At 70.2% G+C, this 13,639-nt stretch carries 13 protein-coding genes; 3 read left to right on the plus strand and 10 right to left on the minus strand.

The features are described from left to right. Positions 1–4: 4 nt before the first annotated feature. Positions 5–271, minus strand: coding sequence for a hypothetical protein (locus FHR56_RS18245; protein ID WP_010340662.1), 267 nt, complete (start codon positions 269–271; stop codon positions 5–7). Between the two features lie 110 nt (positions 272–381). Beyond that, entirely contained in the window at positions 382–1,854 is a 1,473-nt protein-coding gene (cls, locus tag FHR56_RS18250; RefSeq protein ID WP_184502718.1) for a cardiolipin synthase, read from the minus strand. Between the two features lie 387 nt (positions 1,855–2,241). Between cls and FHR56_RS18255 the strand changes: the two genes are divergently transcribed. Next, positions 2,242–3,327, plus strand: a complete 1,086-nt coding sequence (locus FHR56_RS18255) for a PA0069 family radical SAM protein (RefSeq protein ID WP_184502719.1) — start codon at positions 2,242–2,244, stop codon at positions 3,325–3,327. A 172-nt stretch (positions 3,328–3,499) separates the two neighbouring features. On the opposite strand, the gene FHR56_RS18260 is transcribed toward FHR56_RS18255, so the two are convergent. From FHR56_RS18260 to FHR56_RS18290, 7 genes are all read right to left on the minus strand, one after another. Beyond that, positions 3,500–4,207 (minus strand): 2OG-Fe(II) oxygenase, encoded by a 708-nt coding sequence (locus FHR56_RS18260; RefSeq protein ID WP_184502720.1) that lies wholly within the window; start codon positions 4,205–4,207, stop codon positions 3,500–3,502. A gap of 85 nt (positions 4,208–4,292) precedes the next feature. Further along, positions 4,293–4,904, minus strand: a complete 612-nt coding sequence (locus tag FHR56_RS18265) for an NAD(P)H-dependent oxidoreductase (RefSeq protein ID WP_019797178.1) — start codon at positions 4,902–4,904, stop codon at positions 4,293–4,295. A 185-nt stretch (positions 4,905–5,089) separates the two neighbouring features. Further along, positions 5,090–5,362, minus strand: a complete 273-nt coding sequence (locus FHR56_RS18270) for a hypothetical protein (RefSeq protein ID WP_019797179.1) — start codon at positions 5,360–5,362, stop codon at positions 5,090–5,092. Positions 5,363–5,574: 212 nt separating this feature from the next. Next, positions 5,575–6,087, minus strand: coding sequence for a hypothetical protein (locus tag FHR56_RS18275; protein ID WP_260400323.1), 513 nt, complete (start codon positions 6,085–6,087; stop codon positions 5,575–5,577). 80 nt (positions 6,088–6,167) lie between these two features. Further along, entirely contained in the window at positions 6,168–6,491 is a 324-nt protein-coding gene (locus FHR56_RS18280; protein WP_019796764.1) for a hypothetical protein, read from the minus strand. Between the two features lie 263 nt (positions 6,492–6,754). Further along, on the minus strand, positions 6,755–7,771 hold the full coding sequence (locus FHR56_RS18285; RefSeq protein WP_184502722.1) for a class 1 fructose-bisphosphatase: 1,017 nt from the start codon (positions 7,769–7,771) through the stop codon (positions 6,755–6,757). Between the two features lie 119 nt (positions 7,772–7,890). After that, the gene (locus tag FHR56_RS18290; RefSeq protein WP_242082613.1) at positions 7,891–8,358 is read right to left on the minus strand and encodes a MarR family transcriptional regulator; all 468 of its coding nucleotides are present in this window, start codon (positions 8,356–8,358) and stop codon (positions 7,891–7,893) included. Between the two features lie 68 nt (positions 8,359–8,426). On the opposite strand from FHR56_RS18290, the gene FHR56_RS18295 reads away from it, so the two are divergent. Beyond that, positions 8,427–9,911, plus strand: coding sequence for an FAD-dependent oxidoreductase (locus FHR56_RS18295; RefSeq protein ID WP_184502724.1), 1,485 nt, complete (start codon positions 8,427–8,429; stop codon positions 9,909–9,911). Positions 9,912–10,113: 202 nt separating this feature from the next. Here the strand turns inward: FHR56_RS18295 and FHR56_RS18300 are convergent, their stop codons facing one another. Next, a complete protein-coding gene (locus FHR56_RS18300; RefSeq protein WP_010340653.1) occupies positions 10,114–11,316 on the minus strand; it encodes an amino acid aminotransferase in 1,203 nt (400 codons plus the stop codon). A gap of 175 nt (positions 11,317–11,491) precedes the next feature. On the opposite strand from FHR56_RS18300, the gene FHR56_RS18305 reads away from it, so the two are divergent. Next, a complete protein-coding gene (locus FHR56_RS18305; RefSeq protein WP_184502725.1) occupies positions 11,492–13,573 on the plus strand; it encodes a TonB-dependent receptor in 2,082 nt (693 codons plus the stop codon). Positions 13,574–13,639 lie beyond the last annotated feature (66 nt).

Consider the following 13,639-nt stretch of genomic DNA (forward strand, 5'->3'; position numbering starts at 1 on the left):
CCGCTTACGGTGCCGCGGCGTCGTCGCTGGCGGCGGCCGCGGCGCGGCGCGCCTCGGCCTGCTCGCGCAGGCGGCGCAGTTCCGCCGGATCGATCATCGGCATCGCGTCGCGCTGGCTGGCATCGCCGATCTTGGCCACGTACCAGCCGCGCGCCCAGGCCAGCAGGAAGGCCAGCGCGGCCAGCAGGCTCACCACCAGCAACCACATGTGCGGCGTCGTGAACGCCAGAACGAAAGCACCCAGCGCAAGCGGCAGAAAGAGCCAATACATGACGATCTCCCCAAGGATGGCGCAGTGTAGCGCCGCCGGGCGTGCCGGTTCCACGTGGCGCCGCAGCTGGCGCGCCGCATCCGGGCGCCGGGGTGGCGCGACGGCCGCGGCTACAGCAGCGGCGAGGTCAGCCGCGCCACCGCCTCAGGCAGCCGGTAGCGCCACAGCGAGCGCTTGCGGTCGTCGCGTACGCGTACCGCGTCGGCCATCTCGCCTTCCAGCAACTCGGCCAGTTGCCGGGTCAGTCCGCGGTCGCGGAACAACGTGGCGACCTCGAAATTGAGCCGGAAACTGCGGTTGTCGAAGTTGGCGCTGCCGACCAGGCACAGGTCCTCGTCGGTGATCAGCGCCTTGGTGTGCAGCATGCGCGGGCCGTACTCGTAGATCCGCACCCCGGCCTGCAGCAATTCGTCGAAGTACGAGCGCGCGGCCAGCGTCACCAGCCGCGAGTCGCTGCGCTTGGGGACCAGCAGGCGCACGTCGAGCCCGCCCAGCGCCGCCGAGGTCAGCGCCATGCGCGCGGCTTCGCCCGGCACGAAGTACGGCGTGACCAGCCACACCCGCCGCTGCGCCTCGTAGATCGCCGCGACCTGCAGGCGATGGATGCTCTCCCACGACGAATCCGGCCCCGACACCAGCACCTGCGCCTGGATGCTGCCGGCGTCGCGGCTGGGCATGTCGTTGGGCCAGATCCGCGCCATGTCGAAGGCATCGCGGCCCTGCCGGGTGGCGTACAGCCAGTCCTCCACGAACACCAGCTGCAGGCTGCGCACCACGTGGCCCTCGCAGCGCAGGTGCAGGTCGCGGTAGGCATCGGCGCGCAGCGCCTCGTTCTCCTCGTCGGTGACGTTGATGCCGCCGGTGAAGGCGATGCGGCCGTCGATCACCACGATCTTGCGGTGGGTGCGCAGGTTGACCCAGGGCCGCTTGAACTTGAACGGCCGCAGCAGCTGGGTGGGATGGAACCAGGCCACCTCGGCGCCGGCCTCCAGCAGCGGCCGCAGGAAGCGCTTGCGCACCTGCGAGGAGCCGACCGCATCCAGCAGCAGGCGCACCCGCACCCCGGCGCGGGCGCGCTCGACCAGCGCGTCGCGGATGCGCGTGCCGGTGCGGTCGGGATTGAAGATGTAGTACTCCAGGTGCACGTGGTGCTGGGCGGCACCGATGTCGCGCACGATCGCCTCGTAGGTGGCCGCGCCGTCGACCAGCCACTGCACCGCGGTGGCCGAGCTGGGCGCCAGCCCGGTGGTGGCCTGGCCGATCTTGGCCAGTTCCGTGCAGTCGGCGTCCGGCGGGCACACGCTGCTGTAGTGCTCCATGCCCGAGCGCGAGCGGCCGCGGCGCAGGCGCTGCCGCTTCACCTTCTGCGGGCCCAGCAGGTAGTAGATGACGAAGCCGAGGTAGGGCAAGGCGGCCAGCGACAGCACCCAGCTCAGCGTGGCCGCCGGCTCGCGCTTCTGCAGCACGATCCAGCCGCTCAGCCACAGGATGTACAGCAGGTAGGCGGCGGTGAGGTAGGCGCCGATGTGCGGGATACCGGTCAGCCGGTCCCAGGTGTTCTGCAGAGTCGCGATCACGAGCATCGGCGGATTCTAGAGGGTGGCGCGGAGGTTGCGGCGAAGGCGGTGCAGGCGCGGGATGTCGCGGTCGGCCGGCTCGACGCGGTGGCCGCCTGTCTTGCTGCTGGCAACTGGCGACGCGAACCGGCATGGCACTGCACGGTGTATGACAGCTGCCCGCGGCAGCCGCGTGACACCTGCGGGACCTGGTCGCGCGCTACGGGGACCGGCCCCCGGCCAAGCGCGGCATCATCGCGGCCGGACACCGTGAGCGTCGACCTGCTGCGCTGCCAGCGCGCAATCCTGCGCAATCGGAGAAGGTGGCCGTGCCGCAATCGTCGGCCTGAAACATTCAGCGCAGCGGCAGGCACCGTCGCATCCGCCGAGACGCTCGGCGCGTAGCCTATGCCGATGAGCACTGCCATCAAGGGCCGCGGCGCCGGCAGCCACCTGCCCGGCCGCTTCGAACGGACCGTCAGCCAGGCCGAGGACGACGGCTGGTACCCCGACGACAGCGAGGAATTCGCCGCCCCGCGCCTGCGCACCCAGGTGAGCGAGGAGACGGCGCGCAGCATCATCAGCCGCAACCAGTCGCCGGACGTGGGGTTCGCGCAATCGGTCAACCCGTACCGCGGCTGCGAGCACGGCTGCAGCTACTGCTTCGCCCGCCCCAGCCATGCCTATCTCAACCTGTCGCCGGGGCTGGACTTCGAGACGCGGCTGTTCGCCAAGACCAATGCTGCGGAGTTGTTGCGCCGCGAGTTGGCCAAGCCCGGTTACGTGCCCAGCCCGATCGCGCTGGGCATCAACACCGACGCCTACCAGCCGATCGAGCGCAAGCTGCAGCTGACCCGGCGCCTGATCGAGGTCTTCGCCGAGACCCGCCACCCGTTCTCGCTGATCACCAAGAACGCGCTGGTCGAACGCGACCTGGACCTGCTGGCGCCGCTGGCCCGCGACAACCTGGTCAGCGTGCACTTCTCGGTGACCTCGCTGGACCCGCGGCTGTCGGCCAGGCTGGAGCCGCGCGCCTCCGCCCCGCACGCGCGGCTGCGGGCGATGCGTACCCTGCACGCCGCCGGGGTGCCGGTCGGGGTGATGGTGGCGCCGGTGATCCCGTGGATCAACGACCACGCGCTGGAAGCGGTGCTGGAAGCGGCCCGCGAAGCAGGCGCCGAGTCTGCTGGCTACGTGCTGCTGCGCCTGCCGCACGAAGTGGCGCCGCTGTTCCGCGACTGGTTGCAGGCGCACCACCCCGATCGCGCCGCGCACGTGATGAGCACGGTGCAGCAACTGCGCGGCGGCAAGGACTACGACAGCACGTTCGGCAAGCGCATGCGTGGCGAAGGCGTCTACGCCGACCTGCTGGCGCGGCGCTTCGCCCTGGCGCACAAGCGGCTGGGCTATGCCGAGTCCCCACGCCGCCGCCTGGAGTGCAGCCACTTCGTCAAACCGCTGCCGCCGCGCCCGCCATCGCCGCAGGGCGAGTTGTTTTGAGCGGGGATTGGGGATTCGGGATTGGGGATTCGTCGAAAGCAGGGGTTAGGGATTTGAGATTCGGGATTCGCAAAAGCGGCGCGACGCCTCGGTCCGCCGCCATTGCAATTCAACCGCCAAGAAAGCCGCTCTTGCGAATCCCCAATCCCCACTCCCTGCTTTTGACGAACCCCTACTCCCGGCCGTACAACGCCTGCGCCGACTGGAACAGGATCCAGCTGGTGGCGATGAACTTGTCGCCGCGCTGCGGGCGGTTGCCGCGGTGGGTGTGGGTGAAGGCGGTAGGGGCGATCAGCAGGCTGCCGGCGCGCGGGGCGATCTTGCGGCGCTGGAACAGGAACTCGGTCTCGCCCTCGTCGAAATCGTCGTTGAGGTACAGGGTCCACAACAGGTGCCGGTGCAGGGTCTCGGCGCCGGGATCGCGCGGATACAGCTCGCAGTGCCAGTACGGATAGCCACCCTCGCCGGCCTCGTACCACTGCAGGTTGATCGCGCCCGGGCGCAGGCAGGTGCGCGCCAGGTTGGACAGTGCCGCGTCGTCGAGCAGGGCGAAGTCGTCGGCACTGAGCCGGTGCGGCTGGCCGTCGGCGCCCGGCACCTGCAGCATCAGCGGCGAGATCAGGGTCTGCGGGTACTTGCGCAGGTAGCCCAGCAGCCCGCCGAACACGGCCTGCTGCAGTCGCTGTTCCACGTCGCGCCACGGTTCCAGGCCGCTGATGCGCAGGTCGCGGCTGCGCTTGAGCTCGGGAAACACGCCGCTGCCGACTTCGCCGGGCCGCAACTGGGTACTGCCGCGCAGACGGCGCAGGATGGCGGCGCAGTCCTCGCGGGACATGGCGCCCTCGAACACTTCGATGAAATCGGGATGCGGGTCGGACATCGCGCGACCTTACCAGCGATTTCGCAGGGTTGCAGCCGCAGCGAAGCGGCCCCCAGCGATCGGCGCGGCGACGCGGCGGGCCGCCTCAGGCCAGCGGCGGCGGGTACGGATTGGCCTTGAGCAGGCGCGCCAGGTGCGCGGCGTTGCTGGCGGCGGTCGTGATGGTGTCGGCCAGCACCTTCGGTGTCTGTTTCAGGTCCCGGTAGTCGGTGCTGCCCATGGCTTCGCCAACCCAGTACGGCGGGCTGCCGGCGGCGACGCTGAAGCCGAAATCGGTGAGCCCCTGGTACAGGTCGGCGCTGACCTTGTGCGCACCGTCCTCGTTGCCCACCACCGCGACCATGGCGACGCGGTTGAAGGTCGGATAGACGCCGTCGTCGCCGATTTCGCCAAGAAACGCATCCATGCGCTCCAGCACGCGCTGCGCCAGGCTCGACGGATGGCCGACCCAGATCGGCGTGGCCAACACGAAGATGTCTGCGTCCAACACGCGCTGGCGCAGCTGCGGCCAGGCATCGCCCTCGCCTTCGTCGGCACGCACGCCGGGCCGCACGTCAAAGTCGGCCACGCGCGCCGAATCGCCCTGCACGCCGTGCGCCGCCAGTGCCTGCAGCACCTGGTCGAGCAGGCGCTGAGTGGACGAGGGCGCGGTACCGCGCTTGAGCGTGCAGTTCAGGCCGAAGGCGCGCAGGGACATGGCTGCTTCCGTGAGGACGATGGGTGGCCGCACTGTGGCCGGTCGCGCATGCGCATGCCGTCGCTGTTGCGTGCAGGCCGGGTGAGGTGGACGTGGCGGGCTGCATCGCGACCCAGCGGTGACGGACGACTGCGGGCGCACTGGCTGTCGTGCTCTAGCGCAGCATGTGCCGCGGCGACCGTCGCCTAGCGCTTGGCGGCCGGCGCCGGGTTGCCGCGGATCGCGATGCCCAGCAGCACCAGCCACATCGCCAGCGCCAGCAGGGTCGGCAACTCGAAACGGCTGGAGTTGGACAGGGTGAAGCTCCTGGCGGCGAAGAACAACAGCGTCCACAGCGCCAGGTTGATCAACACGATGCGCTTTCGCCAGCGGTGGCGGGTGAACAGCGCGATGACGGTAGGCATCAGCGCGACCGGTGCGGTGGCGAAGAAGAACAGCACGACGAGGGTCTGGTTCATGGGTTTCCTCCCGCCCGGTACGACCGGTGCACGCGACGATCGCCAGGCATCGGCGCCCTCGGCGCATGTCACCGGGCTGCCGCTACCCTACCGCAGCCTGGATGCTTAGCCGAAGCCGATGTGCCAACGGCCGTCGGCGCAAATCCGGGGGGGGCCGTCGGGGTGGATGGCCTGCCGTGCGCCACGATGCAACCAAAGACGCAGAGGCGGCTTCAGTGCGCCGCACGCGCTGGCCAGACCCGCTCGACCAGGTCGCCGATCTCCATCGGCGCCCGTTGGCCCTCGGCGGCACGCTGCCAGGCCGCTGGTGCTGGCCCTTGGCGCTCGGTCGGCGGCGCGTCCCAAAGGGTGACGTTGAGCGCGAACACCACCACGCCGCCCTTGGCCTGGAATGGTGGCACTCGCTCCAGTGCCGTGGTCAGCGCAGTCGCCGTCGCATCGGGAAGAGCGGGTGCCAGATCCAGCCAGATCCTGGAACGGCCGCCGGGGCGGACGGCCACGGCCACGAAGCCGGCAGCAGGCCGGGGCGTGCCGACCCGCGCCAGTTCGCGCGACGCCGCGGCATTCAGCGCCTTCACATACGCCGCCAGCGCTTCGATGTGCTCGGCACGCTCGCGCATCACCGAGTCGGGCTGCAGCAGCATCAGGTTCTGCATGCGAAAGGGTTCGGCCGCCGACAGCAGGCCGCTCCATAACACCGCCACCAGCATCACGCACCAGCGCATCGGAACCTCCTTGTTCGTCTTGGTCGCTGCATCCTGCCGCATCGCTGCGCGCCCGGCCAGGGCGCGGCGCGCGTGTGCGATCAGTACAGCAGGTCGACGTAGTGGATCTTCTTCGCACCGAAGCCGCCACAGCCCTCGCTGGTCGTGAACTGCAGCACGACCTGGGTCCTGGAAGAGGCGGCGGAGAGGATGGCCGAATACTTTTCCTTGGCGATGGCGTCCGCGGAAAAATCGATCACCCAGCGCCCGTCGGACGCGCACTCGTTGTTGGTCGGCTGGTTCTCCAGCCAGACCGAGGCGTAGCTGGATTCGACCACCACACGGGTGATCTTCCCTTGTTGCGTGGTGTCGGCACAGGCCACACCCGAGACGAGCAGCAGCAGCAGTCCGAAGACATGTTTCATCGCACTTTCCCCTGTTTGAGTTGTTTTACCGCCACCGGCGCTGCGACGGCGATAGCGCACATCATCGCGCCGAGGCGCCGCCCAGGAGCGACGGCTGCCGTTCCAGGACGATCTCGCCGAAGCGCAATACGCCGCCTGTGGCGGCTTCCCCTGCACCACCGCGGCGATGCGTCGGCGTTGCGGCAGCGACTATACGGCAGCGCTGGCGACAGCCGCCATCGTCCAGGATCGCCCGGACGCGCGACCGTCGCACCACCACACATTCAGCGTTGGCGGCTGTCGTGCTCCAAGTGATACCGCACCGCCTCGGCCACTTCGTTCTTGGAGCCAAGGAACACCGGCACGCGCTGATGCAGTTGCTCCGGCTGCAGGCCGAGGATACGCGCGCGGCCGGTGCTGGCGGCGCCGCCGGCCTGCTCCACCAGCATGCCCATCGGGTTGGCTTCGTACATCAGCCGCAGCTTGCCGGCCTTGCCGGGATCCTTCTTGTCCCAGGGGTAGATGAAGATGCCGCCGCGGGTGAGGATGCGGTGCACGTCGGCGACCATGCTGGCAATCCAGCGCATGTTGAAGTTCTTGCCGCGCACGCCTTCGGTACCGGCGAGCAGGTCGGCTACGTACTGCTGCATCGGCGCTTCCCAATGGCGCTGGTTGGACATGTTGATCGCGAACTCGGCGGTGTCCTCGGGGATGCGCATGTCGGCCTGGGTCAGCAGGAAGCTGCCCTCCTCGCGCTCCAGGGTGAAGGCGTGGGTGCCGTGGCCCAGGGTCAGCACCAGCATCGTGCTGGGGCCGTAGATGCAGTAGCCGGCGGCGACCTGCGCGGTGCCCGGCTGCAGGAAGTGTTCGTCGCCGGGCTTGTCGGTGCCGGGCGGCGCGCGCAGCACCGAGAAGATGGTGCCGACCGAGACGTTGACGTCGATGTTGGAGCTGCCGTCCAGCGGGTCGAACAGCAGCAGGAAATCGCCGCTGGGGTACTTGTCGGGCACCGGCTGGCAGTGGTCCATTTCTTCCGAGGCGCAGGCGGCGAGGTGACCGCCCCAGGCGTTGGCTTCAAGCAGGATGTCGTTGCTGAGCACGTCCAGCTTCTTCTGCGCTTCGCCCTGCACGTTGCCGGTGCCGGCGTCGCCGAGCACGCCGCCAAGGGCGCCCTTGCTGACCGCGATGGAGATGCGCTTGCAGGCGCGGGACACGATCGTGATGAGCTGGCGCAGTTCCGGGCCGATACGCCCGGCATGCTGTTCTTCGATCAGGAAGCGGGTCAGCGACGTTCGCGACATGGGCAGGGCGGCCTTGCGTGAGAAGGGGGCCGCCATTGTCGCGGGTTGCGCCGCGGATTTCGATGCGCCGTGCTGCACGCGCGTCGAAACACCGCGTAGCGGCCGACGCGCGCGTGCCGCTATGGCGTGCGCTCGCCGGCTTCGAGGGCAGCGGCGAACTTCGCCATCAGCCGCACCAGATCCGTCACGTCCTGCGGTGCCCAGGAGGCGAAGATCCGCCGGCCGATGCGCTCGCGTGCCGCATCCAGACGGTCGGTCATGTCCTTGCCCTTGGGCGTGACGGTGGCCTCGCGCAGGCGCCGGTCCTGCGCGTTGCCGCGGCGTTCGACCAGCTCCATCGCCGCCAGCTTGGCGACCTGGCGGCTGATGGTCGTGTAGTCGCGGCCCAGGCGCTCGGCCAGGTCCACCACCCCGATCGGCCCGAATCGCTCGATCACCACCAGCAGGCGGAACAGCGCCTGGTCCAGGGTCAGGCCGGCTTCTTCCAGCAGCCGCGCGTCGTTGCGCGGGCGGTTCATCACGCTGGCGATGCTGACCATGGACAGGTGCAGCGACTTCAGTTCGGGCGAGATATGTGTATCTTGCACTCTCTTATCGGCAGGCATATCGTCCTCTCCAGTTAAGTGCATTTTGCACATTTATGGAGCCTGCAGCGATGACGATGTCCCCCGAGGTGGTGATCTGCGGTGCCGGCGCGGCCGGTTTGACCCTGGCGATCGAACTGGCCCGCCGCGGGGTCGCGTTCCGGCTGCTGGAACAGCGCGACCAGCCCTTCCCCGGCTCCCGCGGCAAGGGGATCCAGCCACGCAGCCAGGAGATGTTCGAGGACATGGGCCTGATCCATCGACTGTTCGCCGCCGGTGGCCTCTACCCGGTGTCGCGCACCCATCGCGCCGACGGCAGCTGGGTCGACACGGTCGTGGTGGACGGCGGTCCCGCCACCCCGGCCGAACCCTATCGCAGCCCGTTGATGGTGCCGCAGTTCCTGACCGAAGCGGCGCTGCGCGCGCGCCTGTCGGAACTGGGGCACCAGGTGGAGTTCGGCCATGCCTTGCTCGATTTCGCGCAGGACGCCGAGGGCGTCACCGTACGCGTGGCCACGCCGGCCGGCGAGCAGACCATCGCAACGCGCTACCTGATCGGCGCCGACGGCGGCCGCAGCGCGGTGCGCCCCATGCTGGGCATCGGCTTTCCCGGCCAGACCCTGGGCGTGCGCGCGGTGGTCGCCGACATCGTGCTGCACGGGCTGCCGCGTGATGCCTGGCATACGTTCCACGAGGACGACAACGCGCGGCGCATTTCGCTGTGCCCGTTGCTGGGCACGGCGCTGTTCCAACTGCAGGCGCCGGTGCCGCGCGACGGCGAGGTGGACCTGTCGGTCGCGGGCCTGGCGGCCATGCTGCGCGCGCGCACCGGCCGCGACGACCTGGTGATCGACCGCGTCTGTTGGGCATCGGCCTATCAGATGAGCGCGCGCTTGGCCGATCGCTACCGCGCCGGGCGCGTGTTCCTGGTCGGCGATGCGGCGCACATCCATCCGCCGACCGGCGGCCAGGGGCTGAACACCAGCGCCCAGGATGCGTACAACCTGGGCTGGAAGCTGGCCGCGGTGCTGCGCGGCGCGCCCGCCGCCCTGCTCGATACCTACGAGGAGGAGCGGCGGCCGATCGCCGCCGCGATGCTGGGCCTGTCCACGCGGCTGCTCGATCGCGCCCGCCACGGCGACCAGCGGCGCGGTCGCGAGGTGCAGCAGCTCGACCTGCAGTACCGGGCCTCGTCGCTGTCGCTGCAGGCCGACGCGGGCGAGCGCCGGATACAGCCGGGCGACCGGGCGCCGGATGCGCCGCTGCGCGGTGCGGGCGGGCAGCCGCTGCGGCTGTTCGAGGTCTTGCGCGGCACCCACTGGACCCTGCTCGGCTATGCCGCCGATCGGGCCCTCGCCCCCGGGTGCCGCGGACTGCACGTGCACATCATCGGCCCGGCCGGGGATCTGCGCGATGTGCACGGCCACTTCGCCGACGCCTACGCACCGCACCCGGGCGAGTGGCTGTTGGTGCGCCCGGACGGCTACGTCGCCGCACGGGTGGCGACCCCGCACCTCGCGGCGCTGATCGGCCATTTCCAACGGCATGCGGCGTGACCTGCGCTGGCGTGCCTGCGCAGGTGGCACAGGATGCCGTGCGGCGACCCGATCGATCGCGCCACACGGCACAGCGCCGCCTGCGCGACCCAGCCGCCGGCGTTGGCGTCGGGCATAAAAAACCGGGAGGCTTGCGCGCTCCCGGTGCGATGTCCTGGCCGGACTGCATCAGGCCGCCAGGCGGCGGCCTCGCCGGCGGCACTCAGCCCTTGTGCACGGTCGCCACGGCCTGGGTCACGTAGTCCAGGTTCTTCTGGCTCAGCGCGGCCACGCAGATGCGGCCGGTGCCGACCGCGTAGATGCCGAACTCCTCGCGCAGCCGGTCAACCTGCGCCTTGCTCAGGCCCGAGTAGGAGAACATGCCGGCCTGCTGCTGGATGAAGCCGAACTCCGGCGCGCCCAGGGCGGCCAGCTTCTGCACCATGCCGGCGCGCAGGGCGTGGATGCGCTCGCGCATCTCGGTCAGTTCCTGCTCCCACATCGCGCGCAGTTCCGGGCTGTTGAGCACCCCGGCGACCAGCGCGGCGCCGTGCGTGGACGGGCTGGAGTAGATGGTGCGGATGATGCGCTTGACCTGCGACTGCACCGCCTTGCTCTCGGCGGCGTTGGCCGAGACCACCGACAGCGCGCCGACGCGCTCGCCGTACAGCGAGAACGACTTGGAGTAGGAACTGGCGACCACGTAGTTGTCGATGCCGACCTCGGCCAGCAGGCGCACCGCGTAGGCGTCGGCGTCGATGCCCTTGTCGAAGCCCTGGTAGGCGATGTCCACGAACGGGAACAGGTTGCGTTCCTTCAGCAGCTCGGCCACGGTGCGCCACTGCGCCTGGCTCAGGTCGGCGCCAGTGGGGTTGTGGCAGCAGGCGTGCAGCAGCACCACGCTGCCGGGCGCGAGCGCGCGCAGGTCGGCGAGCATGCCGTCGAAGTTCAAGCCGTGGCTGGCCGGATCGAAATAGGTGTAGTCGACCACGTCGAAGCCGGCGGCGGTGAACACCGCGCGATGGTTCTCCCAGCTCGGGTTGCTGATGGCGATGGTCGAGGTGGACAGCAGCTTTTTCAGCAGGTCCGCGCCAACGCGCAGCGCACCGCTGCCGCCGACGGTCTGCGAGGTGGCGACGCGGCCGGCGGCCAGCAGCGGCGACTCGGCGCCGAACAGCAGCTTCTGCGTGGCCAGGTCGTAGGCGGGCAGGCCGTCGATCGGCAGGTAGCCGCGCGGCTTGGCCTCCTGCGCCAACTGCTGTTCGATCTGCTGCACGGCGCGCAGCAGCGGGATGCGCCCGTTTTCGTCGTAGTAGATGCCCACGCCCAGGTTGACCTTGGTCGGGCGGGAGTCGGCGTTGTAGGCCTCGGTCAGGCCCAGGATCGGGTCGCCTGGGACCTGTTCCACGTTTGCAAAGAAGGACACGGCGGTACTCGTTCGGTGGCGAAGGTGGGGGCCGGGGGGACCGGAGCCGGCGCGGTCAAACACCTCATCCTAACAAACGCGGTCGCGCTTGGCCGGGTGCGGGGCGGCGGCACATGGGCGATGATGGCGCATGTCCGTTCCCTCCCCCTCCGCCCTGCTTTGCGGGGCCTGCGCCATGGCGCTGTCGTCCCTGGTCCGCGCCGCCCCCGGCGAGGATCCCGCCACCACCCTGCCCGTCTTGCAGGTCCAGGCCGCCCGCGTCGGCGGTGTCGCCGATTTCGACCTGCCGGCGTCGCTGACCACCACCGGCCTGGGCGATAGCGACCGCCTCGGCGTGCAGGCGTCCGAGGCCCTGGCCGGGGTGCCCGGCCTGCTCGCGCGCGACCGCCAGAACTATGCGCAGGACACCCAGCTGTCGATCCGCGGCTTCGGCGCGCGCTCGGCGTTCGGCGTGCGCGGCGTGCGCCTGCTGCTCGACGGCATCCCGGCCACCATGCCGGACGGCCAGGGCCAACTGTCCAACTTCAACCTGTTCGGCAGCGAGCGGGTCGAGGTGCTGCGCGGGCCGTTCTCGGCGCTGTACGGCAATTCCTCCGGCGGCGTGGTGCAGCTGTGGAGCGCCGATGGCCAGCCGGACGATCCGTGGCGGCTGCGCAGCGCGATCGGCAGCCACGGCACCGCCGCCCTCAGCGCGCAGGCGCTGGGCCAGCAGGGCGGCGTCCACTACAACCTGGCCGCCACCCATTTCAGCACCGACGGCTACCGCGACCACAGCCACGCGCAGCGCACCACCTTCAACGCCAAGATCGGCATCGACCTGGCACCGGGGCGGCGCCTGGACCTGCTGCTCAACGCACTGGAGGCGCCCGATGCGCAGGATCCGCTGGGCCTGAGCCGCGCCCAGGTCGCCGCCGACCCGCGCCAGGCCACCGCCGCGGCCAGCCAGTTCGATACCCGCAAGTCCACCCGCCAGGTGCAGGCCGGCGCCATCTTCACCCAGCAGGTGGACCGGCAGACCTGGCGGCTGATGGGCTACGCCGGGCGCCGCGACGTGGAGCAGTACCTGTCGGTGCCGGTGGGCGCGCAGAGCAACCCGCTCAATGCCGGCGGCGTGATCGACCTGGATGGCGACTACGGCGGCCTCGACGCGCGCTGGGCCTGGCAGGGCGAACTGGGCGGCCGCCCGTTCCAGTTCACCGTCGGTGCCAATGCCGATCGCCAGCAACAGCACCGCACCGGCTACGAGAACTTCGTCGGCAGCACGCTGGGGGTGAAGGGCCGGCTGCGCCGCGACCAGCAGGACCGGGTGGAGAACGTGGACCAGTTCGCCCAGGCCTGGTGGCAGTTCGCCGAGCGCTGGTCGCTGCTGGCCGGTCTGCGCCACAGCCAGGTGCGGTTCCGCTCGGACGACGCCTACATCGTCGGCCGCAACCCCGACGACAGCGGCCGCACCGACTATGCCGCGACCACGCCGGTGGCCGGGCTGGTGTTCCGCGTCAGCGACGATCTGCGGCTCTACGCCTCGGCCGGGCGCGGGTTCGAGACCCCGACCTTCAACGAGCTGGGCTACCGCCGCGACGGCGGCGCCGGCCTGGCCCTGGACCTGGCCGCTGCGCGCAGCCAGAACCTGGAACTGGGCGCGAAGTGGCGCAATGCCGCCGGCGCCAGCTGGGACGCGGCGCTGTTCCGCGCCAGCACCGACGACGAACTGGCGGTGGCCAGCAACACCAACGGCCGCAGCACCTACCGCAACATCGGCCGCACCCGCCGCCAGGGCGCCGAGACCAGCCTGACCCTGCCGCTGGGCGACAGCGCGCAACTGCAGCTGGCCTACACCTGGCTGCAGGCGACCGTGCGCCAGGCCTACCTGACCTGCGCCAGCAGCGGCTGCGCCACGCCCACCGCGGTGGTGGCCGCCGGCACGCGCCTGCCCGGCGTGCCGCGCCAGCAACTGTTCGCGCGCTGGCAGTGGCAGCCGCGCGCCTGGCAGTTCGCGGTGGAGGGCGTGGCCGCCGGCGACACCGTGGTCAACGACCTGGCCAGCGAGGCCGCGCCCGGCTACGCCGTGCTCAACCTGGAAGCGGCGCGGCGCTGGACCACCGCGCACGGCACCCTGCGGACCTTCGCGCGCATCGACAACGCGTTCGATCGCCGCTACATCGGTTCGGTCATCGTCAACGACGGCAATGGCCGTTACTACGAGCCGGGTCCGGATCGCAGCTATACGGTCGGGTTGCAATGGGATTTCATGCCCTGAGTGGGTCGTCAACGTGCAGCATTGCGCGGGCACCGTCAGTACGCTGCCACCCTCGCACGCGTTTGG

Origin of the sequence: Xanthomonas sp. F10 (assembly GCF_014206815.1) — a bacterium.
In the GTDB taxonomy this organism is placed as follows: domain Bacteria; phylum Pseudomonadota; class Gammaproteobacteria; order Xanthomonadales; family Xanthomonadaceae; genus Xanthomonas_A; species Xanthomonas_A indica.

Excerpts from the sequence above, each read along its gene's own strand:
- FHR56_RS18245 (WP_010340662.1), bottom strand. The coding sequence starts at position 271 with ATGTATTGGCTCTTTCTGCCGCTTGCGCTGGGTGCTTTCGTTCTGGCG.
- cls (WP_184502718.1), bottom strand. The coding sequence starts at position 1,854 with ATGCTCGTGATCGCGACTCTGCAGAACACCTGGGACCGGCTGACCGGT.
- FHR56_RS18255 (WP_184502719.1), top strand. The coding sequence starts at position 2,242 with ATGAGCACTGCCATCAAGGGCCGCGGCGCCGGCAGCCACCTGCCCGGC.
- FHR56_RS18260 (WP_184502720.1), bottom strand. The coding sequence starts at position 4,207 with ATGTCCGACCCGCATCCCGATTTCATCGAAGTGTTCGAGGGCGCCATG.
- FHR56_RS18265 (WP_019797178.1), bottom strand. The coding sequence starts at position 4,904 with ATGTCCCTGCGCGCCTTCGGCCTGAACTGCACGCTCAAGCGCGGTACC.
- FHR56_RS18270 (WP_019797179.1), bottom strand. The coding sequence starts at position 5,362 with ATGAACCAGACCCTCGTCGTGCTGTTCTTCTTCGCCACCGCACCGGTC.
- FHR56_RS18275 (WP_260400323.1), bottom strand. The coding sequence starts at position 6,087 with ATGCGCTGGTGCGTGATGCTGGTGGCGGTGTTATGGAGCGGCCTGCTG.
- FHR56_RS18280 (WP_019796764.1), bottom strand. The coding sequence starts at position 6,491 with ATGAAACATGTCTTCGGACTGCTGCTGCTGCTCGTCTCGGGTGTGGCC.
- FHR56_RS18285 (WP_184502722.1), bottom strand. The coding sequence starts at position 7,771 with ATGTCGCGAACGTCGCTGACCCGCTTCCTGATCGAAGAACAGCATGCC.
- FHR56_RS18295 (WP_184502724.1), top strand. The coding sequence starts at position 8,427 with ATGACGATGTCCCCCGAGGTGGTGATCTGCGGTGCCGGCGCGGCCGGT.
- FHR56_RS18305 (WP_184502725.1), top strand. The coding sequence starts at position 11,492 with ATGGCGCTGTCGTCCCTGGTCCGCGCCGCCCCCGGCGAGGATCCCGCC.